This window comes from Cyanobium sp. HWJ4-Hawea (assembly GCF_024345815.1).
GTDB lineage: Bacteria > Cyanobacteriota > Cyanobacteriia > PCC-6307 > Cyanobiaceae > Cyanobium_A.
The window spans coordinates 1-21,457 of the sequence record NZ_JAGQBV010000017.1; the positions used below are offsets into that span (position 1 = coordinate 1).

Sequence of the window (21,457 nt, forward strand, 5' to 3'; positions counted from 1 at the left end):
CCAGGCAGGCATTCCAAATGCATGGAATTGCCAAGGCTGATCTCAAGGAGGTGATTGGCACAATCGTGCGTCACATGGGCTCCACCCTGGCGGCCTGTGGGGATATCAACCGCAATGTGATGGCTCCCGCCGCCCCCTTTGAACGTGGTGGCTACCCGGCTGCCCGTGAATTAGCGGATCAAATTGCCGACCTGCTCACACCCCAGGCAGCGGAGGGCTCATACCTCGACCTGTGGGTAGATGGGGATCTCAGCTACAGAATCAAGCCGGCAGCAGCAGTTAAGAAGGTCAAGGCACGCCAGCAGGAAGGTGCGGTCTTCAGTGGCGATGGCTCTGAACCCCTCTACGGAAGCACCTACCTGCCCAGAAAATTCAAGGTGGCCGTCACCGTGCCCGGCGACAACTCCGTGGACCTGCTCACCCAGGACATTGGTTTGGTGCTTTTTTGCGATCCCCAGGGCCGGCCCCAGGGTTGCAATGTCTACGTGGGTGGTGGCATGGGCCGCACCCACAACAAGGAGGAGACATTTGCTCGCACGGCGGATCCCCTGGGCTACGTGGCCTACCCAGATGTGCTCGATTTAATTCAGGCAATCGTTGCTCTTCAGCGAGATTTCGGAGACAGGCAGCAGCGCCGCCATGCCCGGATGAAATATCTGATTCACGATCGGGGCGTCAACTGGTTTAGGGCTGAATTACAGGAGAAATACTTCAAACACCCCATCAAGGGGATGCGGGTAGAGCCAAAGGCCAAGCTCGAGGATTACCTGGGTTGGCAGCGCCAAAGTGCGGGGCTTTGGTTCGTTGGCATACCAATTCTCTGCGGCCGCCTGGCGGGTGACTTGAAGCGGGGCCTGAGGAATTTGGTAGAGACCTACCAACTAGAGGTGCGCGTAACCCCCAACCAAGACCTACTCCTCTGCAACATCGGCAATGCCCAGCGCAAAACCGTGCGCGACGCCCTGATCAAGCTTGGCTTTGAAGCGCCCGAGGCACCGGCACCCCTCGCCCGCCATGCCATTGCCTGTCCGGCCCTGCCGCTCTGTGGCCTAGCCGTTACGGAGGCTGAACGCATCCTTCCCAGCGTGTTGGAGCGCCTGGAGCGCCAATTTGCCAGCCTTGGCATTGAGCGATCCGTGCTGGTGCGAATGACGGGCTGTCCCAATGGCTGCGCCCGCCCCTACATGGCCGAGATTGGCTTGGTGGGCAGCGGGCTAGATCAATACCAGCTTTGGCTGGGGGGCACACCCAACCTCAGCCGGCTGGCCGAGCCTTACCTCGAGAAGATGCCCCTCGACCAGCTGGAAGCCACCCTTGAGCCCCTGCTTAGGGCCTGGAAGGATGTCGGCGGACGCCGCAGCTTCGGGGAATTTGTTGAGCGCTCGGGTCGCCCCGCCGTCGAGCAGCTGCTGGCCCATTAGGCAGGAGCCCTGCCGTAGCAGGCCATGGGTCGCTTACTGCGCCAGGCCCACAGCTGGTCCCCATGGCTGAAATGCCACCACTCATTGGGGTGTTGGGCAAAACCAGCCGAGGCCATGGCGGCCGCAAGCAATTGCCTCTGCCGGTGCCACTGGCCTTCAGGAGATTCTGGATTGGTTATCGCCATGGTGCCGTAGTGGTTTGGTTCGGAAATCGAACCAATCGCATCGATGTCGCCCCCCATCGAGAGAGGTCGGCCATCGATTTCAGCCAGGGTGAGATCAACCGCAGCCCCAGTGCTATGGGGTGGGGGAGTGAGGGGATCTTCGCTGGCCGGTGCCCAAAAGCGCCCAATCTCCGCTCTCACCGCATCGAGTGCCGCTGGGCTGCTTTGCAGGCCCAGGCCGCGGCTAGCGCATTCCGTTTCAAATGCATGCTCCACCATGAACGCCTGTACCTCCACCGGGCGCCAACCATCAAAAATCGCCAATCGCCAATCTGGATGGTGGGATTGCAATTGGGCCTGGGCGGCAAGCAGCCTTTGCACCACCCCTTGGCGAAGCCGAAAGGGACTTAATCCCCGGCCATAGGGCGCACCAAGGGATTGATAGGGGTGGGGTTCAAGCCGGTGGAATTGGCTGGGGATATCAAATAACGGTTCCCCATTTTCGGCTATCTCAACCTGGTGCCAGGGCCTGACATTTGGGGCATTTGCCATGGCGGCGATGGTTGGTGATGATCAGTTGAGTCTTGAGGCCTGTTCAATGTGGCGCCGGCGTTGGTCGGCAAGGGCCCCGGCCAAACCCTGATGGGAGGTCAATTCGGGATCCTGAGATGTGATCTGCTGGGCCACCTGGCGGGCCAACTCCAGGACTTCCCCATCATCGGTGAGGCTGGCAAGGGCGAGATCTGGAAGGCCAGATTGGCGGGTTCCCAAAACCTGGCCAGGTCCCCTAAGGCGCAGATCCATTTCGGCGATTTCAAAGCCATCACTGGTGCGCACCAGGACATCAAGTCGTTGCCTGGCCTGGGGATTGCTGCTGTCGTTGATCAATAGGCAGTAGGAGGCGGCTGCGCCCCGGCCCACCCGGCCCCGCAATTGGTGCAATTGGGCCAGGCCAAAGCGCTCTGCGTGCTCAATCACCATCACGCTGGCCTCTGGCACATCCACCCCCACCTCCACCACGGTGGTACTAACCAAAACCTGGGTTTCGCCCCGGGCAAAGGCGCCAATGGCCGCCTGTTTATCGGCACTATTCAGCCTGCCGTGTAGCAGGCCCACCCTGAGATCCGGGAATATCTCATCACGCAGTTGGCGGTGCACCTCCACGGCCGATCGCAGGTCAAGCTTTTCCGATTCATCCACCAGCGGCAAAACCACGTAGGCCCGCTGACCCATATTCACCTGCTCCCTAACCAGGCCATATGCCTGCTCCCGTTTCCCGCCCTTGAGCATCAGGGTCTTGATTGGCTGGCGACCTGGCGGTAGTTCGTCTATTTGACTCACATCCAGGTCGCCATGAACTGAAAGGGCCAGGGTCCTCGGTATGGGTGTGGCGGTCATGGTCAGCAGATGGGGCTGGAGGCCCTTGGCCAGCAACCGGTTGCGTTGGCGCACCCCAAAGCGGTGCTGCTCATCCACCACCACCAAACCAAGGCGGGCAAATTGAACCGGATCCTCCAGCAGGGCATGGGTGCCCACCAGGAGTTGGAGCTGGCCATTGACTAGGTCCTGAAGCAATTCCCGGCGGCGGGCAGCCGGCGTTGATCCCGTCAAAAGGGCTGTGGTCACATGGAGCTGGGGTAGCCACTCCGCCAGTTTCTGGAAGTGCTGTTCCGCCAGCACCTCCGTGGGCGCCATCAATGCCCCCTGGCAACCGGCCTCAATGGCACTGAGGAGCGAGGCCAGGGCCACGACGGTTTTACCGCTGCCCACATCCCCCTGGACTAGCCGGGCCATGGGCTGGGGTCGCAGCAGATCCTGGCGAATCTCGGCCAGCACCCTTTCCTGGGCGCCGGTGAGGGCAAAGGGCAACAGCTCGAGAAAGCGTTGGACGAGGGCATCACGGCCAGGGGCAAGACTCAGGACTGGGGCCGGCCGCTGGCGCAGCTGGTGCCTGCGCTGCAGCAGGCCGAGTTGGAGCAATAGGAATTCGTCAAAGATCAGGCGGCGACGGCTGGCCTGCAGATCTACCTGGTCTTTTGGCTGGTGGATTAGTTGGAGTGCCTCCGACCTGCCAATCAGGCCCTGGGCCAGTTTGATGGCCTCTGGCAGGGGATCTGTCCAGCCCCGCACCAGGGGCAACACTGAGGAAAGGGCTGAGCGCAGTCGATCGGCCCCCAGCCCCTCGGTGAGGCCGTAGACAGGCAGAAGCCGGCCGATACTTTCCGACTGCACTGGAGCATTCGGACTCTCCAGCACCTCCATCAGGGGATCGGTAAAACCAGGGCCGTAGGGGGTTTCCTTGACTAAACCACTTACGGCCACGGTGGCCCCGGGGGGAAACAGCCGTTGCTGACCCTTTAGCCAGGCTGGTGTGGAGAAACGCTTGCCCGCAAAAAAGCGGCTGACCCGGATTTTGCCTGTGATGTCGGTTAGATGGAGCTCCAGGATCGAGAGGTTGGGATTGCGGGGGCTGGCGAATGCGTTACTGCGCCGCACCGTGGCGACGATGGTGGCGGTACGGCCTGGCTCCAGCTGCATGATCCTGACCAAATTGCCGTAGTCGAGATAGTCGCGCGGGTAATAGTGCACTAAATCTCTGACTACAAACAGACCAAGCTGGGCTAGGCGAGTGGCTGTTTTTGGCCCGACGCCCTTGATCTCTGCCAAGGGGGCATCGGGATCAAGGTTGCCCCAGGAGTTCGTGCCCCCCGCTCCCTTGGCTGGGCCATCTATGTGGTCGGGTAGGCGCAACCTTGGCGGCCCAACTGGGGATGGGGGCTGCAGGACCTGGCGCAACTGGTGCAGCCGCTCCCGGCTTTGGCGCACCAGGGTCTGGCGCCTCGAAAGGGACTGGGCGTCATAGGCCTGAAATGCTGCACCCAGCTCCCCTAGGCGCAGGAGCGCCGCAGCGACCTCAGGCCTTGGCTCCGATGCGGTTAATTGCAACCCATCCAGCGGCGGACCGTCGCCAAGGCAGCGGACCATGAAGCCGTTAAATCGCTCCTGCCGCCCCTGGAGATTGGTAAAGCCCCTATCTGCCTCCAGTTGGAGGGCCTGCTGAAGGGTTTTAAGCCAATCGTTTAGCGGCTGGGCACCTAGGAGTTCTTGGCTGTGGAGATGTCCTGCAGCCAAAGCTTTTCCGCCTCCAATGCTTGGACCCGCCGCTCAAGACGACGATATTGCTGGGCCATTCTGCGTACCTCCTGGTGGTGCTGTTGGAGTCGGGAACGGCAGGTGCGCAATTTGGGCTGGTCTTGCTCAAGATCAGCAAGCCGCAGCAAAACTGCAACCGATTCCATGGAGGGTGACGAATCCTCGGCCATCAGGGGCAGCTGTAGACGCAGCACATTTGTCGGTGCCGTGAGGGGATCCATTTGCCCCTGCAGCACGGCATCCAGCAGTGAAACCGGCAACAGGCTGGAGGTGACCTCCTGGCGCAACAACTCCACATTCACGGCATGGGAAAGGTTGCGCAGCCGTTGGACCAGGGCCCGCTCGAAGCCCTCTAGCCAGCGCAGCAGGGTGGCTGGATTAACTGGCAATTGCCCCCCATCCCAGGGGGTGCTGGCTTCAGGGGAATCATCGAAGCTGGAAAAGGCCTCACTAAATACTGCCGCCATCGCCTCGAGTGCGCCCGGCTGATCAATCACCGGGACTTCATCCTCCTGGGGACCATCGGAGCGGAGCCGATCCACAACTTCGCTGGGCATTAAGGCTGCCAGACCCGTCTCGCCCAAAAAATTCCGCCCCAGGGGCAGGGCTAGGCCCAGGTTTACTGATCCCTCTGGTGGCCTAAAGGATGGATTAAGGGAGTTGACAGGGCCCTGGGAGGAAATCTGCCCATCGTTGGTGCCTTGACCCTGCAGGGCCTCAAACAGCCTTTGCTGGCGGTTGCGGTGGCTGCGGAGCCGATTTTTATGCATTTGGTTGGCTAGCTGGCAGAGCTGCTCAACCGTGAGCAGGCTGCTGGCGCGGCTTGCCAGGCTGATTAATCGCAGGTGAAGATGCTGCCGCCGCCGCTGCGATAGCTGCAAATACCGCTGGGGATCAATCTGGGTTGAGACATGAAAACAGGCCTGCTGAAGCGAGTTCAACAGGCCTTGACGCAGGACTTGAAGGTAGAGGGCCAGATGGCGATAGAGCTCGGGATTGCTGCTACTCAGCTGCTCACCAAAGCGCTCCAGCTCCAGCCTGGCATCGACGAGCAGATCCATATCAGGAAGCTCAGGGGCGATGCAGGAGATAAATGGAAGCTATCAAGAAGCGCCGCCCATGGCGGCAACCTCAGCGGCGAAGTCCATTTTCTCAACCTCAATCCCTTCTCCCAGGGTGAAGCGGGTGAAGCGACGCACCTGGATGTTTTCTCCCACCTTGCCCGCCACCTGCTTGACCAATTCGGAAACGTTGATGGTGCTGTCCTTGATGTACGGCTGGTCCAGCAGGGCCAGTTCCTTCAGCCGCTTGCCAATGCGGCCTTCGACGATCTTCACCTTCATCTGTTCGGGCTTGCCGTCTAGGTCGTCGCGGCCCATCTCGATTTTCTTCTCGCGATCGGAGACCGCTACTGGAATCTCATCTACGGAGACATATTCCACGTTGGGGCATGCCGCAATCTGCATCGCCACATTGCGCAGCAGTTCCTGGAAGGCCTCGCCACGGGCGACGAAGTCGGTTTCGCAGTTGACTTCGACCAGCACGCCAACCCGTGCACCGGTGTGGATATAGCTGCCAATGGAGCCCTCAGCGGCGGTGCGGCCAGCCTTCTTCTCCGCAGTGGCAATGCCCTTTTGGCGCAGCCATTCGGTGGCCTTGGTGGTATCCCCGCCATTTTCGGACAGGGCTTTTTTGCAGTCCATCATTCCTGCGCCCGTTTTGTCGCGCAGCTCTTTTACTAATTTCGCTGAAATCTCAGCCATGGTTATGGGGTGGATTGAAGTGGATTAGATCCGACAATAAGAATTAGATGGTTACTCAGGCGTCGTCGTCGCGGCCCTGCTCATTGGAGCCATGGCGGCCTTCGTTAATCGCATCGGCCAGGCGACCCAGCACTAACTGCACGGAACGAACGGCGTCGTCGTTGCAGGGAATGGGCACATCGCAGAGGTCGGGATCACAGTTGGTGTCGAGCATCGACACCAGGGGAATGTCGAGCTTGCGGGCCTCGAGCACGGCGGTCGACTCTCGGCGCTGGTCAACCAGCACCACCACATCAGGCAGGCGGCGCATGTTTTTCAGGCCACCGAGATACTTCTGGAGGCGCTCCAGCTCCCGGCGCAGCACGGCAGCTTCCTTCTTGGGACGCATCGCGATGGCACCGGAGCTCTCCATGCGCTCCAGATCTTTGAGGCGATCAATCCTGGCCCGCATTGTGGTCCAGTTGGTGAGCATGCCGCCCAGCCAGCGCTGATTCACATAGGAGGCACCACAGCGGGTGGCCTCCAGGGCAATCACTTCAGAGGCCTGCTTCTTGGTGCCGACAAACAGAAAACGCTTGCCGCTGCGGGCGGCACTGCGGGTCCACTTGTAGGCATTGTTCATGCAAACGGCGGTTTGCACGAGGTCAATGATGTGGACACCGTTGCGCGCGCAGTAGATGTAGCGCGACATCTTCGGGTTCCAGCGGCGAGTTTGGTGCCCAAAGTGGGCACCAGCCTCCATCATTTCGGCGAGAGTTACGACAGCCATGGTTTCAAGGGTTTCGGGTTTGCCTCCACCTGCCAGGGACGGAACACGAAAAGCGTGCTGCCATCACCCGAAACATGCAGGTGTGCGGTGTGTTGGGACTAGTTCAAGTTATCAAATGGTGGGGCTAGCCGCCTTTGCCTGCCTGTAGATGGCCCGCACTCCTATGCGGTTGAGGGGCAGTCGCAACAACTCCATGGCCCAGGAGGCCTGGCCGCGGCGAATCAACCACCCCAGTAGGGGCCTCAAACTGCGCTCATTGAGCAGTCCGCCAAGGGTTAGGAGCTCCCACAGAAGAAAGTGCAAACGGGTGTACTGGATGATGAACCGCACCCTCCAGGTGGGGTGTTTGCGGAAGAAGACCAGGGCCATCTTTGATCGTTCCTGCTCGACCCGGATCAGATCTGGAATTTGCTCCAGGCCCAGGGCTGGGTGCCAGTGGTAGCCAACCGCCTCTGGGCATCGCACCAGCACAACTCCTAGGCGGCGCAGTCGTTCCCCCAATTCCAGGTCTTCCCAGCCATAGAGGTGAAAGCGGGGATCAAAAAGGCCGGAGCGCTCTAGGAGCTGGCGATCAATGGCCACATTGCCAGTGGCGAAATAGGCCCAGGAAAGGTCACGCAGCTTGTGGGGTTCACTGCTGGGGGAAGCAAAATTTGCGGTATTGATCACCGCCCCGTAGGTAAAGCAGAGCCTGTTGGCCTGCTTCTGCCATTGGCGCTCCAGCGCCCTGGCATGGGCCAAGAGGAAATCATCCTCCACCACCAAATCGCTGTCAATAAAGACGATCACATCGCCTTGGGCATGTTCCACCCCCCTGTTGCGGCCCTGGGCTGGTCCGCCGTGGCTCTGCTGAATCAGGCGCACATGGGGGAGCCCGCTGGCGCTTTGGGTCAGCCAATCAACCGTGGCGTCGGTGGAACCGTCGTCGACGAGCACCACCTCATAGCCATCGATGGGTGCCCCAATCTGCTGGCACTCAAGGGCCGCCAGGCACTTCTGGAGTATTGGCAGGCGGTTGTAGGTGGGTATGACAACGCTGATGAACATGGCCGCTATGGGGGCAAAAAAAAGGAGATCCCGCAGGATCCCCAACTAGGTAACTGAATCTGATCAAAGGGGGCTGTAGAGCCAATTGCCTATGCAAAGCCCATTGGCTTTGAAAAGCCAGATCAATCGGCAGCGCCGCCGTTGTTGGCAGTGCCGGTCACGCCGTTGCCTGCACCTTCACCGCGGCCATCGTTGCGGAGCTTGCGCTTCTTGAACTTGCGGGCGTAGGCGCGGTTGCGCTCCTGCTTTTCCTTCTTCAGGTTCCTGCGCTTGGACATGCGAGCCGTGTACTCAATGAAATTCCAAATTCCATCCTAGCCAATGGCGAAGGCCCCAAGGCGCAGCTGCCCATCCTCCATCTGCACAAGCCGGTCGGCCACATCGACAATCCGGGGATCGTGGGTGACCATCAACACCCCGCAGCCCTGTTCCTTGGCCAGGCCCTTGAGCAGCTCAACCACCTCACGACCGGTGCGCGAATCCAGGGAGGCGGTGGGTTCGTCCGCGAGCAGCAACTGGGGCTTGGCGGCCAGGGCCCTGGCGATTGCCACCCGTTGCTTTTGCCCGCCAGAGAGGTCATGGGGCAGCTTGTCCATTTCGTCACCCAGGCCAACGGCCCGCAGCCAGTGGCGGGCCATATCCCGGCGGGCGCGATAGCCAGGGCCCTTGAGGAGGTCCGCACCCATCTGCACGTTTTGCTCAGCCGTGAGGCAGCGCAGCAGGTTGTGGCCTTGGATGATCATGCCGATGCGGCGCCGTAGGCGCAGGCGGCGGGACCGACTTGCCCCCCGCAGCTCCTCGCCAAAGACCTGAACAGAACCTTCCTGTACCTGTCTCAGAGCCCCAATCAAGGTCAGGAGGGTTGTTTTGCCGCAGCCTGAAGGGCCTGTGAGCAACACCACCTCACCAGCTTCAACTTTGAGGTTGATGTCCCGAAGCACCTGCCGGCACATGGCACCGCTGCCATAGCTGTGGACCAAACCAGTGAGCTGAACCATCGCGGCCATCAGAAAATCTCCGCCGGGTCCGCATCGGCCAGTCGTCGCATCGCCAGGGTGGCCGAACCCATACACATCACCAAAATCATCACAAAGACAGTCACAGCTCGGGTCGTGTCCATGGCAACTGGCAGTTGGGTGGCATTGCGCACCAATAAATAGAGGCCCTGGCCCGCGGCATAGGCAGGCAGGTAGCCAAAGGCAGCGAGGAGCAGTCCTTCCCGGGCCACCACCCCCACAAGGCTGGAGAGCGGATAGCCCATGGCCATCAGGGTCGCGTATTCAGGCAGGTGATCACTGACGTCGGAATAGAGCACTTGGTAGACAATCACGCAACCCACCACAAAGCCCATGGCGGCTCCCAGGGTGAAGATGAAACCGATCGAGGTGCTGGTTCGCCAGTAGTCCTGCTCGAAATCAATGAAGCCCTGCCTGGTGAGCACCTTCACATCCGCCGGCAGGCGTTTTTTCAGACGGGCCAAAACCGTCTGGGGGTCGGCTCCAGGCTGCAGCCGTATGAGGCCCACCTCAATGCTGCCGGGGGGGGTATTTGGCTGCAGGGAAAGAAAGGTTTCACTGCTGGTGAGCAAATTGCCGTCGGCGCCAAAGGAGGTGCCCAATGCCACCAGCCCGCCAACCCGGACCCGCTTGCCTGAGATTTCGCTCTCCACGGTGCGCCCAGATTTAAACCAGCTGCTCACCGGACCGAATTCCGGGCGGGAAAGTTCGTCGAATAGGACCCGCCCCTTTTCCGTCAGAACCCTGGTCTTGGGAGCCAAATCAGATCCTAAAAAAAGGGTGTCATTGGGTTCAAAGCCCAGGGCCAGAATTGATCTGGTGGCACGGGTTTCGGGATTACGCCAAAGCAATAGGTTCCAGTGCACCGGAGTAATGCCCTCCACGCTCGGATCGGCCATGGCTTGTACAAGGCGCCGCCGGGGGAAGCCCGCCATGCTCACGGAGCTGCTGGAACGGGGGCTAATCAGCACTAAATCGGCGTCAAATAGCCGGTGGATGGTGACGCTGGCGTCGAAAAGCCCATCGCGAAAGCCGAGCTGCATGAACATCAGAATTCCGGCGAAGCTGATGCCAGCCAGGGCCACCGCCAACCGCACGGGCTGACGGGTAAGCAGCAGCATTGAAAGGGGAATACCCCGCTCAGCCCATCGGGCCCTTAGCCAATTGAGGGGGTTCACGGCTGGAAGCGGACGATCACCTTTAGGCCCGTGAGGCGCTGCACCCTTTCTGCTCCAACAGGATCAAGGCTGATGCGCACTTCCACCACCCGGGCATCGGCATCACCGGTGGGGTCCGTGGAGAGCATCTTTCGCTGGCGAACCTGGGGGGCAATGCGAACCACCCGCCCCCTAATGGTTCCTTCAAAGCCGCCGTTTTCACTGATCAATTTCACGGGTTGTCCCAATCGCACCCGGCTGATGTCGCTTTCGTAAACCTCAGCCACCGCTTGCATCTGGTCGGTGGCACCCAGCTCCAAAATGCCCTCACTGCCGGGTCGCTCCCCGGGCCGGGCCAGGATTCGCAGCACCCGGCCGTCAATGGGCGATAGCAACTCGCTCTGCACAAGTTCAGTCTGGGTCTTACGCAATTGATCCCGGGCCTGGGCCAGCTGGCCCCGCAGCTCGAGCAGCTTCACCTCCCGGTTATCCAGGTCGCCGGAGGGTGTGGCGCCGCTCTGGGCCAGGCGGCGATAGCGGTTGGTATCCCGCTCCAGTAATCGGAGTTGCTGGGTGGTATTGAGGATTCGGGTTTGCAGCAACGACTGATCTGCAAGTAGGCCGGGCCGGCTGTCGAAGCTGGCCAGGAGCTGGCCCCTAACCACTGGGTCCCCTTCCTGGACAAGCAATCTGGCAATCCTGGGGCTACCCCCCATAGCGCCAAGGGGGGCAGCCAATTTGTGAATGTCGCCATCCGGCTCCAACCGACCTAGGGCAGATACGGACTCAGGCAGGGCGGCCGCCTTCGGGGAAGGTGCTGGGGCCTGGGGCTTGGGAGCTAGTTGGGCCCTCAAACCAGCAAGCAGCAGGCCAAGCAAAACCAACGAGCCAGTGGCAAGGGCAACCTTCTTGGGGCTTTGGCGCAATTGATCGAACATCAAACCGGGGGGAGGGGATCGTCGAAAAGCAGTTCCTCGATATAGCGATCAGCCCAGGCGGGATTGAAGGCCTTCTCTAAAACCCTGCGGGTCTTGTCGTTTTGCTTTTGCTGCTGGCAGTAGCGCAGTTGGCCCCGCCAACGCTCAATGCTGGCCGGTGCATCGGGGGCATCGGGGCTGGTGCCATCAATGGCCGAGGCCAGGGCGTCGATGAAATCGCCCACCTCATCGATGAACCAACCCTCCTCCTCGACGGTGGAGGGCCTTACAAAGCAGACATGGGGCGAGAAAATCGAACCCCAGGGCGGCAACTCCCGGCGCTGGGAATAGCTGCGAGCAGGCCTACTGGCAAGGGCTTCGTCAACTAATGCGGGCAATTTCCCGCAAACAGGAGAAAGGTCCACAATCGCCGCGGAAATGCCCGCGGGACCGGCGACGATGTCTGCCCCGAACACGGGCAGATCAAAGCAGGGGTCGGGGAAAAGCACGCAATGGAGGATCTGGAGGCCTGCTCCGAGCCGGGCCGTTTCTAGATGCAATTTGCGCAGGCCATGGCACCGGCGCAGCTCATTGCTGATGAAGAGGGCATTGCCGTCGAGTTGGCCGGTGATCTCCTCCAGCTCAGGATCAATGCTGAGCTCCTCAAGGCCAGGCAAGCTTTGCCAGCGATGGCGAATCTGGCCTGCCAGGGCATCCACCAAGGGATGGACGCTGCCTTTGCCGGATAGGGGCATGGGGGAGGGGGCAGCGCTCACGAACGGCTTGCAGCCAGCAGAATGCAGATCTTGCCACGGTTGCTGTCTTGTCCACGGCTGAAGCGATTACCCTCCTGCCTGGCCTGAACCAACCCCACGAGTGGGTGCTTGGCAATGGGGCCCGGGTAGTAAGCCTGTCGATGGAAAGCGCACCCCTTGTCTGCATTGATTTTTGGTGCCGGGCTGGCAGTGCTTTCGAGGGCCCAGGGGAAAGCGGCATGGCCCACTTCCTTGAGCACATGGTTTTTAAGGGCAGTCGCACCTTGGCCGCTGGGGAATTCGATCGGCGCATCGAGGCCCTGGGAGGCCAAAGCAATGCGGCCACGGGTTTTGATGATGTGCACTTCCATCTGCTGATTCCCCCAGTGGCGGCAGCCGAAGCACTGGAGCTGTTGATGGAGCTGGTGCTGGAGCCGAGGCTTGATCAAGAGGCCTTCAACATGGAGCGCCAGGTGGTTCTTGAGGAATTAGCCCAAAGCCAGGACCAGCCCGATGAGGTGGCCCTACAAACCCTCCTGAGCATGGGCTGTCCGAACCATCCCTACGGCGAGGCAATCCTGGGCAAAAGGGAGGCCCTGCTTGGCCATACCCCGGCGGCGATGGGGGCTTTTGGTCAACGTCTCTATGGGGCCAATCGCTGTGTGTTGGCCATGGCCGGCCAGCTGGAGGGCCTGGAACTTGAACAACATCTCAACTCCAGCGCCCTGGCCAGGCTGAAGGTGGTGGATGGGCCCCCGCCGGGGCAAATGCTGGAGGTGGCAGCTGGCCAACACCGCATTTCCCTACCGCGGTTGGAATCGGCCAGGCTTCTGATGCTTTGGCCGATGCCCAAGGCCTCCGAGCTGGAGGCCGTTATGGGAGCCGACATCCTCACCACGGTGCTGGCGGAAGGCAGGCGCAGTCGCCTGGTGGATCGGCTGCGTGAACAGCTGCGCATTGTTGAGAGCATCGACCTCGAATTGCATGCCCTAGAAAGCGGCAGCTTTGCCCTGCTTGAAGCGGTCTGCGACGTGGAGGACCTGCCCGCCGTAAGGGACGCCATAGGCCAGGTATGGCAAGAGTTAATGGAGCAACCCCTGGGTGAATCCGAGTGGCAACGGGCCCAGCGGCTGGTGGCAAATGGCTATCGCTTTGGCCTCGAGGCACCCGGGGGAGTGGCCGGTTTGATAGGCAGCAATGCCCTCTGGGGCAGGCCCCCTGCCCTGGAAACGCCCCTGGCCCTGCTGGAGCGATGGAGTGCCGAAAGGTTGCACAACCAGATGCTGCCTTGCCTTGATCCCCAGCGAGCCTTTGTGCTGGAGGCCCTGCCCGCGTGAACAATTGGAACCAGGAAATACTTGAGGGTGGATTGCCCCTGATATGGCAAGACCGCCCGGGCCCCTCGATCGTTGCTGCCAGGCTTTGGATTCGGGGTGGTAGCAGCGGCGATAGGCCTGGCCAGCGTGGCGCCCACCAATTACTAGCGGGCTCCATGGCCCGGGGCTGTGGAAGCTTGGATGCAAATGCCCTGGCCGATCTGGTCGAGGGCTATGGGGCAGGCCTTCGCAGTGAGGCCAGCGAGGACAGCCTGGTTTTAAGTCTCAAATGTGCGGCCAGCGATGCCCAGACCCTCGTGGGCCTGCTGCTTTCGATGGTGCTGGAGCCCTTGATCGAACAAGGCCAAGTGGCCATTGAACGGGACCTAAACCTGCAGGCCCTGCAGCGCCAACAGGAAGATCCCTTCCAGCTGGCCCACGACCAAATCCGATCCCAGCTCTTTGGCAGTGGTCCCTATGGCCACGATCCCCTGGGAATCGAGCCGGAGCTTGCCCTGCTGGGCCGTGAGCAACTGCTTACCATGCTGCCCTCTCTGGGTGAAGAAGGGGCCCTATTGGTGCTCACCGGATCGGTTCCCTCGGAGCTCCCGCAACAACTGAACAGGCAATTAAAAGATCGCCCTTGGCATACCCAGATGCCAAAGGCCAGTGTAGAAAAATCCTCTTTTGAGAAGGAAAAAAAGGGCCTGGCCGGGCTGGAGCAGGACACGGAGCAACTGGTGCTGATGCTCGGCGTGGCGACCGTTCCCCTGGGCCATCCAGATGCCTTGGCCCTGCGCATTCTCCAGGCCCATCTAGGGATGGGAATGTCGAGCCGATTGTTTGTGGTGATGCGAGAGGAGCACGGTCTTGCCTACGACGTGGGGGTGCACATGCCCGCCCGTCGAGGCTCCACCCCCTTCCTCTGGCACCTATCCACTTCCCTTGAGAGGGCATCTGAGGCCTGCGGCTGCCTACTTGATGAGTGGCAAAGGATGCTGAATGAGCCCCTTGGCGCTGCTGAGTTCAAGCTGGCCAAGGCCAAATACCGGGGCCAGGACGCCATGGGGCGCCAGACATGCGGGCAAATTGCCGACCGCCAGGCCCTTGTGCTCGGCCACGGCCTACCCGCCAGCTTCATTGAGGAGAACCTTCAGCGCACCGAAACCCTTACCCCTGAAGCCCTGCTGGATGCAGCCCAAAGGCACCTTGCCAAGCCCTGTCTGAGCCTTTGCGGTCCGGGGGAAGCGATCAGCCAGGCCAGCGCCTGCTGGGATGGGAGGTCCTGGTAGGAAGGGATTTTATTGGTAACAGGCCGGGGCGTTAGGGCACCTCAATAGCGGGTCCCAGGTCAGCGGCATCAATCAAAAAAGTGCCCCGACGAAACCGTACCGCCACCTGGTTGATTGCCCTAAGCGCCACAACTGCACCCGTCTCCTCGAGGTCGACCAGGTCCGGGGGACGCAGCATCGGCATGGGATCAGCTGTCTTTAAAAAAGAGGGTTGCTTCAACAAGCGAACGTTGGCGCCGATGGTCAGGGGAAGATCTTCCATGGATCGAAGCCTTTGTTCGGCGAACTTAGGTGCGGATCGCGCTTAAGACCCCAAACTGGTATTCAGTGGATAGATGAGCAATTGCGGTCCCTGGCCATCTGGAGCGGAGCCATCGCCGGCCTCCTGCTGATCTTGGTGGGCAGCCTCATCCAGGCGGCCTTCCCCCTGCCGAGCAGTACGGGCATCACGATCACGAACCTGCCGGTAACGCTGCAAGTACCGGCCCTCCTGCTCACGGCCCTGGTTTGCGGCCCCCGCAGTGCCCTGCTGGCGGCGGTGGCCTATTTGAGCTTGGGCCTGCTCCAGCTACCGGTTTTCCAGGGAGGTGGTGGGGCCAGCTATGTGCTCGATCCTGGCTTTGGCTACCTGGCCGGCTTTGTACCGGCAGCCTGGATTACGGGAAAACTGGCCCGCCAGAGCGGCATGGGGGACCTGATCGGCTTGCTTGGGGCCAGCCTGGTGGGCCTGGCCGTGCTGCAGGGATGCGGGCTGCTCAACCTCTTACTGGGTTCCCTGGTGGGCAATTGGGGGGGAAATCTGGTGCCCCTGCTGATTAGCTACAGCCTGGCCCCCCTGATTCCCCAGATTTTGGTTATTTGCGCCGTGGCTCCCCTGGCCCTTGGCCTGCGCCGCTTTGTGCTGATCGAAGCGTGAGACGCTCCCGGCCCCTCGTCTACGGCCTGGCCATTTTGGTGGCTTTGCTGGACCAGCTCTCAAAGCTATGGGCCACCACAAACCTTCTGCCGCAGAGGCCAGTGCAGTTTTTACCTGGCCTAATGGACCTACAGCTGACCCACAACACCGGCGCTGCCTTCAGCCTGTTGACCGGCTCAACTAAACCTCTGGCCGTGGTCAGCTTGGCGGTGGCCATAGGGGTGGTGGTCTGGTGTGAGCGCCACGGATCGATCAGCCTGCTCAGGCAACTGGGGACTGCCCTCGTGCTTGGTGGGGCAATCGGCAATGGGCTTGATCGTTGGAGAGCTGGAGCAGTTGTGGATTTCCTCGCCCTGGTGCCCATCCAGTTCCCAATTTTTAATGGGGCTGATGTGGCCATCAACCTGGCCGTGCTGTTTTTTGCCATCGACTTATTGAGGGGCCATGGCAAATCCCACCCTTGAGCGGCTTCGCCGCCGCTGGCTGAGGTTCCGCGAACCGGCCCAGGTGCAGGTGCTGATCCATCTGCCCGGTCAACCCAGCCATCCAGTCGCAGTGCATGGCGGGGCCTATCGGATCGGACGGGGCAGCGATTGCCAGATCACGATCGAGCACAACGCCGTAAGTCGTCACCATGCCCTGCTCGAGCGGCAGGGCCATCAATGGCTGCTCAGTGACCAGGGCTCAACCAACGGGATCTGGTGGCGCAACAGGAGGGTGCGGGATTTGTTGCTTTGTGATGGCGACAGCGTGCGCTTTGGACCAAGCCAGCAGGGAGGCCTTCCGGAATTGGAATTCCAAATTCGGCCGATGCCCCAATGGCAAAGGGCGATTCGCACCGCAAGCCTGGTGGGGGCAGGCATTGCCGGCAGTGGCCTACTGCTACTTGGCCTATCGCTGGTTCAATCGCCGATTCGGGGAAGCCTGGCGGCGGTGCGGGGCCCCCTGGTGCTCTATGACCGCCAGGGCAAACCGATCACATCCGCCGATGCCCTGCGGCATCGAGAGCCCAATGGCCTGCGCCACTATCCCGGTGTGCTGATTGATGCGTTGCTGGCCAGCGAGGACAGCCGCTTTTGGTGGCATCCGGGGGTTGATCCCGTTGGTACCGCCAGGGCCCTGGTCACCAATCTGCTGGGCGGCAGGGTTTTGGAGGGGGGCAGCACCCTCACCCAGCAACTGGCGAGAACCCTCTATCCCGATGAGGTTGGCCAGGGCGAAACCCTTGAGCGCAAGTGGAGAGAGCTGCTGGTCGCCTTACAACTGGAGGCCCGCTTCAGCAAAAGGGACCTGCTGCTCAGCTATCTCAACCGGGTTTACCTCGGCGTGGGCTGGGGCTTTGAGGATGCCTCCCGCCATTACTTCGGCAAACCCGCAGCCCAACTCCAGCTACCAGAAGCGGCCCTGCTGGTTGGACTCCTGCCCTCACCCAATGGCTATGACCCCTGCTTCGATCCCTCCGCAGCCCTGGCGGCACGCAACGCAGTGCTGGCCAAGATGGCTGATACGGGTCGGATTTCGGATGATCAGGCCAGGCAGGCCCGCCGCAGCGCCATTGCCCTCTCGCCGGATGCCTGCAAGAGCAGTCAGAGGCTGCGGGGTGCACCGTTTTATACCGATCAGGTGCGCCGAGATCTTGATCGGGCAGTTGGGAGGGAGGTGGCAATTGAAGGCAATTTCCTAATCGACACTTACCTGGATCGGCCCCTGCAGGAGCAGGTGGAAAAACTGCTTCGCCAACGGCTTAACGCCAGCAAGGCAATGGGTGTTATGGAGGGGGCGGTAGTGGTGCTCGACTACCGCAATGGCGGAATTCTGGCGATTGCCGGTGGCCGCGACTACCAACAAAGCCAATTCAATCGAGCTTCGATGGCCCTGCGCCAGCCTGGAAGCACCTTCAAATTGGTGCCCTATTTGGCGGCCCTGGAACGGGGAGCCAGCCCAGAAGACGCGGTTAGCTGTTCCCCCCTCAATTGGCTTGGCCAATCGTTTGGCAGTGATTGCCAGGGCCGCATCAGCCTGCGCTCCGCCTTTGCCCGCAGCAGCAATACCGCGGCCCTGCGCCTTGCCCAGCGGGTGGGCCTGGAAACGCTTGTGCAGAAAGCAAGGGATCTGGGCATCACCACCCCCCTGGCTGCCGTTCCTGGGGTGGCCCTTGGCCAAAGCGAGGTCACCCTGCTCGAACTGACGGCCGCCTATGGCGCCGTAGCCAACAACGGCCTGTGGCATGCCCCCACGAGCATTCGCCGCCTCTCCGATGCGGAGACCTGTTCGGCTGCAGGGGCCAGCAATTGCCGCCAAAACCCCGCAGCCACTCCACCGGGGAGGCGGATCAGTTCCCAGGCCACCGCCAAGGCGATGCAGCAGCTGCTGAGGGCCGTGGTGCAAAGCGGAACTGGCCAGGCCGCATACCTGGGGGGTCAGGAAGGCGGCAAAACTGGCACCACCAACTCCGGCCGTGATTTGCTCTTTGTGGGCTACGAACCCAAACGGCATTGGGTGATCGGCATATGGCTGGGCAACGATGACAACAGTCCAACCGCGGCCAGCAGTGCCCTTGCCGCCCAACTCTGGGGCGAGATCATTCGATCAAACCATTTGTAGGGGTACCCCAGAGCTTTGAAGTTGCGCACTCGCCTGTGGTTGATTGCCGGCCTAGCTGTGGCGGCATTGGTTGGCCTGGGGATGGTGCTGCAGCTGGTTAACCAGCTGACCTGGCAACTCAGTTCGTTTTTGCCCTACGGCCTGGTCGGGCCGGTGATGGCGATCATTTTTTTGGGCGTTGTGCTGCTGGTGGCCCAGCTGGCCTGGCCCTGGATCACCTCGGCGATTAATCGGCGCAACGGCAGGCAGGCCTCGGCCCGGCCGCCAACTGCCGCAAACACCACCAGAGAAGCGGCGAAACAAAATCTTGAGGCGATTGAGCAAACCCTTGAACGGGTTAGGGATGCGGTCGAGCGAGAGGCCCTGAAACAGGAGCGCGAACGGATGCAGGAGGAGCTGGAGCGGGGCGATCTGGTGATCGTGGTCTTTGGTGCCGGCTCCTCTGGCAAGACCTCCCTAATTCGCGCCCTGCTGCGGGAATTGGTGGGCAAGGTGGGGGCTGCCATGGGCAGCACCGACCAATCCCAGCGCTATCGGCTCAGGCTGAAGGGATTGCAGCGGGCGGTCTGGCTGGTGGACACCCCGGGGATTTTGGAAGCGGGCAGCGCTGGCCACGAAAGGGAACGACTATCCCGCCAGCAGGCAAGCAAGGCGGATCTACTGCTCTTAGTGGTGGATGGCGACCTGCGGGCAGCAGAAATGGAGGTATTCACCACCCTTGCTGAGCTGGGCAAGCGCCTGATCCTGGTGCTCAACAAATGCGATCTCAGGGGCGAGCGGGAGGAGCAGAGGTTGCTTGAACTGCTGCGCGAACGCAGCCGCGGCAAAATCGATAGCGCAGATGTGATTCCAGCCAGCGCAGCACCCCAGAGCCTGCCGATGCCAGGGGCGAGGCCGCTGCAACCCTCACCTGAGGTGGAGGCCCTGCTGGTGCGGATCGCCGCCGTGCTCTATGCAGACGGTGAAAATCTGATCGCCGACAACCTGCTGCTCCAATGTCGCCAGCTCAATCAATCGAGCAGGGACCTACTTGCCGAGCAAAGGCGCAGGGATGGCGAGGTGGTGGTGGATCGCAACATGTGGATCGGCGCAGGGGTGTTGGCAATTACGCCAATCCCCGGCATCGACTTGCTCGGGGCAGCCGCGGTGAATGCCCAGATGGTGGTTGAGATAGCCAAGATCTATGGCATCAGCCTCAGCCGCCAAAGTGCCCAGGAGCTGGCCCTTTCGGTTGGCCGAACCCTCGCAGGCCTGGGGCTGGTCAAGGGGGGCGTAGGCCTTATTACGGCGGCGATGAGCCTCAATCTGCCAGCGCTGGTAGTTAGCAGGGCAATCCAGGCCATAACTGCAGCCTGGTTGACCCGGGTGGCTGGGCTGAGCTTCATCACCTACTTCGAGCGAGACCAGGATTGGGGTGACGGCGGTGTTGCCGAGGTGGTTAGGCAGCACTACGACCTGGGCCGCAGGGAGGGGGTATTGAAACGTTTTCTGGAGGTGGCCTTCAACCGGGTGGTTGAACCTCTCTCGGAACGGGAGCGCCAGCTGCCACCGCGCCCGCCCCAGGACTAGGCAACAGGCCCATCGCCTCCGGTGGTGGGGGTTGCATCGGCCCACGGCTATCGAGCACGGTGACAAGGGCCAGATAAAAAATGGCGATCAGCACAGAGATCACGCCGGTGACGATCGCCACCCAGCGCTTTTTGGTATCAGCCACGCTGTCTAGCCCCACATGCACTAAGCGAAGCCTGAAGGATGAGCGCCAATTGCTCAAGGTGGCTCGACTGGGTGTGGGGGTTGCCGAGCACGGCCTTGAGATGGTGGTGGCCCTGATACAGCGGCCTTGAAAGCATTAGCTGGTGGGAGAGCAGGTCCTGGCGGGTCTGCTCACTCCAGATCCCGGCCTGTTCGGGGCTTAACCCCGCCGGGGTAAAGGCCAGCAAATGCGTGGCTCCGCCCACCTGCCTCAGGCCCGATTCCCCAGCCAACAGAGCTGAAAGCTGACGGCGCCGGTCGATGGCGCCATCAAGAATCGCTCCGATCCCCTCCATGCCCAACTGGCGCAGCCCCAGCCAGAGCTTGAGGATTTCGGCGGGTCTACTGCCCTGCAATCCCCTCTCGCCACCATGGCCCCCCCCCCAACTGGGCTCCATGTAGGGCAGCCCGGTGTGAAAGACATCGGAGAGCAACTGGGGCTCTGCCAGCAGCAACACCGATGAGGTCTTGGTGATGCCCAGCAGCTTTTGGGGATTGACCGTGAGCGAATCAGCCCTACCGATGCCCTCGACCCGATGGCGGTGGTTAGGCGCCAGGCCAAATACGGCTCCAATCGCCCCATCCACATGCAGCCAAACCCCGTGCTGATTACAAAGGGTGGCCATGGGCTCCAGCGGATCAACCGCTCCCCGCACGGTGGTGCCTGCCGTTGCCACGACAGCCAATACGGGCACACCCTGCAGGCGCAATTGCTGCAGCACCTGCTCCAGCTGATCGCAATTGAGGCGGCCGTCGCCATCGATCGCAATGGCCCGCAGGGCCTGCCGGGGCAGCCCCATCACCATTAGGGCCTTAGCCAGGGACACATGGGCATCGGCGCTGGCCAACACCACCGCGTCCTGACGGCCCTGTAGACCCCGCGCGGCCCTGGCCACCACAAGAGCCATCAGGTTTGAAAGGCTTCCCCCACTGGCGGCCACCCCGCCACTGCCCTCGGGCAACCCCAACTGGGAGGCAAGCCAGGCAATCACGCTTGTCTCCAGGCGACTCAGGCTCGGCGCCAGTTCCTCGGCCAGCAGGTTGTTGTTCAAACCGGCGCAGATCAGATCAGCCACCACCGATCCGGTCAGGGGAGGCGGATCGAGGTGGGCAAGGGCTCCAGGGTGGCCCGGGTTGTAGGCCCCCTCCATCACCAGTTGCAGGTCGGCCAGCAGCTGGTCATGGCCCAGGCCCCGCTGCTGGGGCTCAACTTCTGGCAACACACTCAGCCCTGGCAGGGGCGGCCGGCTATCTGCCGACCCCAACCACCTACACAGCTGGCTGCTGGCCTGCTCCAAAAACAACTGCAGGGCGGGATCGAACTGGGCAGGGTTGGCAAAGGGCAGCGACTGGCAAACCTGGTGGGCCGGTTTAGCGCTCGCCAACGGTGAAATGTCAGGTCAAACCATTCTCGC

The 21,457-nt window shown here is 61.5% G+C and carries 21 protein-coding genes; 7 read left to right on the top strand and 14 right to left on the bottom strand.

Annotated features, from left to right (window positions below):
- A partial coding sequence (locus KBY58_RS05435; protein WP_255003329.1) for an NADPH-dependent assimilatory sulfite reductase hemoprotein subunit occupies nt 1–1,421 on the top strand: 1,421 nt, incomplete at its 5' end.
- On the opposite strand, the gene KBY58_RS05440 is transcribed toward KBY58_RS05435, so the two are convergent.
- From KBY58_RS05440 to KBY58_RS05490, 11 genes are all read right to left on the bottom strand, one after another.
- Nucleotides 1,418–2,137: a M15 family metallopeptidase gene (locus tag KBY58_RS05440; RefSeq protein ID WP_255003331.1), complete on the bottom strand. Its 720-nt coding sequence runs from the start codon at nt 2,135–2,137 to the stop codon at nt 1,418–1,420. The two genes, KBY58_RS05435 and KBY58_RS05440, sit on opposite strands and share 4 nt — an antisense overlap.
- Before the next feature lie 21 nt (nt 2,138–2,158).
- Nucleotides 2,159–4,717 (bottom strand): ATP-dependent DNA helicase RecG, encoded by a 2,559-nt coding sequence (gene recG, locus KBY58_RS05445; protein WP_255003334.1) that lies wholly within the window; start codon nt 4,715–4,717, stop codon nt 2,159–2,161.
- Complete coding sequence (locus tag KBY58_RS05450) at nt 4,681–5,799, bottom strand: hypothetical protein (protein WP_255003335.1); 1,119 nt, start codon at nt 5,797–5,799, stop codon at nt 4,681–4,683. The genes recG and KBY58_RS05450 overlap by 37 nt, the downstream gene beginning before the upstream one ends.
- A gap of 42 nt (nt 5,800–5,841) precedes the next feature.
- Complete coding sequence (tsf, locus tag KBY58_RS05455; protein WP_255003336.1) at nt 5,842–6,501, bottom strand: translation elongation factor Ts; 660 nt, start codon at nt 6,499–6,501, stop codon at nt 5,842–5,844.
- Between the two features lie 55 nt (nt 6,502–6,556).
- On the bottom strand, nt 6,557–7,270 hold the full coding sequence (gene rpsB / locus KBY58_RS05460; RefSeq protein WP_254933319.1) for a 30S ribosomal protein S2: 714 nt from the start codon (nt 7,268–7,270) through the stop codon (nt 6,557–6,559).
- Between the two features lie 111 nt (nt 7,271–7,381).
- Complete coding sequence (locus KBY58_RS05465; protein ID WP_255003337.1) at nt 7,382–8,317, bottom strand: glycosyltransferase family 2 protein; 936 nt, start codon at nt 8,315–8,317, stop codon at nt 7,382–7,384.
- A 122-nt stretch (nt 8,318–8,439) separates the two neighbouring features.
- A complete protein-coding gene (locus KBY58_RS05470; RefSeq protein ID WP_011293689.1) occupies nt 8,440–8,595 on the bottom strand; it encodes a hypothetical protein in 156 nt (51 codons plus the stop codon).
- Nucleotides 8,596–8,631: 36 nt separating this feature from the next.
- Complete coding sequence (locus KBY58_RS05475; RefSeq protein ID WP_396099543.1) at nt 8,632–9,315, bottom strand: ATP-binding cassette domain-containing protein; 684 nt, start codon at nt 9,313–9,315, stop codon at nt 8,632–8,634.
- A gap of 8 nt (nt 9,316–9,323) precedes the next feature.
- On the bottom strand, nt 9,324–10,454 hold the full coding sequence (gene devC / locus KBY58_RS05480) for an ABC transporter permease DevC (RefSeq protein ID WP_255003373.1): 1,131 nt from the start codon (nt 10,452–10,454) through the stop codon (nt 9,324–9,326).
- Between the two features lie 53 nt (nt 10,455–10,507).
- Nucleotides 10,508–11,428: an efflux RND transporter periplasmic adaptor subunit gene (locus KBY58_RS05485; protein WP_255003338.1), complete on the bottom strand. Its 921-nt coding sequence runs from the start codon at nt 11,426–11,428 to the stop codon at nt 10,508–10,510.
- A complete protein-coding gene (locus tag KBY58_RS05490) occupies nt 11,428–12,162 on the bottom strand; it encodes a phycocyanobilin:ferredoxin oxidoreductase (RefSeq protein WP_255003374.1) in 735 nt (244 codons plus the stop codon). Before KBY58_RS05490 ends, KBY58_RS05485 begins: the two co-directional genes overlap by 1 nt.
- A 68-nt stretch (nt 12,163–12,230) precedes the next feature.
- Between KBY58_RS05490 and KBY58_RS05495 the strand changes: the two genes are divergently transcribed.
- Together KBY58_RS05495 and KBY58_RS05500 are read left to right on the top strand one after the other, a co-directional pair.
- Entirely contained in the window at nt 12,231–13,499 is a 1,269-nt protein-coding gene (locus KBY58_RS05495) for a M16 family metallopeptidase (RefSeq protein ID WP_255003339.1), read from the top strand.
- Nucleotides 13,496–14,770 (top strand): M16 family metallopeptidase, encoded by a 1,275-nt coding sequence (locus KBY58_RS05500; protein ID WP_255003340.1) that lies wholly within the window; start codon nt 13,496–13,498, stop codon nt 14,768–14,770. Before KBY58_RS05495 ends, KBY58_RS05500 begins: the two co-directional genes overlap by 4 nt.
- Before the next feature lie 31 nt (nt 14,771–14,801).
- On the opposite strand, the gene KBY58_RS05505 is transcribed toward KBY58_RS05500, so the two are convergent.
- Entirely contained in the window at nt 14,802–15,032 is a 231-nt protein-coding gene (locus KBY58_RS05505) for an NAD(P)H dehydrogenase assembly family protein (RefSeq protein WP_254933326.1), read from the bottom strand.
- Between the two features lie 81 nt (nt 15,033–15,113).
- Here KBY58_RS05505 and KBY58_RS05510 point away from each other — a divergent pair, with 81 nt between their 5' ends.
- Genes KBY58_RS05510 through KBY58_RS05525 form a run of 4 tightly spaced genes read left to right on the top strand, consistent with a single transcriptional unit; the run spans nt 15,114 to nt 19,859 of the window.
- Nucleotides 15,114–15,686, top strand: coding sequence for a biotin transporter BioY (locus KBY58_RS05510; RefSeq protein ID WP_254933327.1), 573 nt, complete (start codon nt 15,114–15,116; stop codon nt 15,684–15,686).
- Nucleotides 15,683–16,150, top strand: a complete 468-nt coding sequence (gene lspA, locus KBY58_RS05515; protein WP_255003341.1) for a signal peptidase II — start codon at nt 15,683–15,685, stop codon at nt 16,148–16,150. The genes KBY58_RS05510 and lspA overlap by 4 nt, the downstream gene beginning before the upstream one ends.
- Entirely contained in the window at nt 16,131–18,290 is a 2,160-nt protein-coding gene (locus KBY58_RS05520) for a transglycosylase domain-containing protein (RefSeq protein WP_255003342.1), read from the top strand. The genes lspA and KBY58_RS05520 overlap by 20 nt, the downstream gene beginning before the upstream one ends.
- A gap of 15 nt (nt 18,291–18,305) precedes the next feature.
- Nucleotides 18,306–19,859, top strand: a complete 1,554-nt coding sequence (locus KBY58_RS05525; RefSeq protein ID WP_255003343.1) for a YcjF family protein — start codon at nt 18,306–18,308, stop codon at nt 19,857–19,859.
- Here KBY58_RS05525 and KBY58_RS05530 read toward each other — a convergent pair.
- Nucleotides 19,792–20,004: a hypothetical protein gene (locus KBY58_RS05530; protein WP_255003345.1), complete on the bottom strand. Its 213-nt coding sequence runs from the start codon at nt 20,002–20,004 to the stop codon at nt 19,792–19,794. The genes KBY58_RS05525 and KBY58_RS05530 overlap by 68 nt on opposite strands.
- The gene (locus tag KBY58_RS05535) at nt 19,997–21,427 is read right to left on the bottom strand and encodes a pyridoxal phosphate-dependent decarboxylase family protein (RefSeq protein WP_255003347.1); all 1,431 of its coding nucleotides are present in this window, start codon (nt 21,425–21,427) and stop codon (nt 19,997–19,999) included. The genes KBY58_RS05530 and KBY58_RS05535 overlap by 8 nt, the downstream gene beginning before the upstream one ends.
- Between the last annotated feature and the right edge of the window lie 30 nt (nt 21,428–21,457).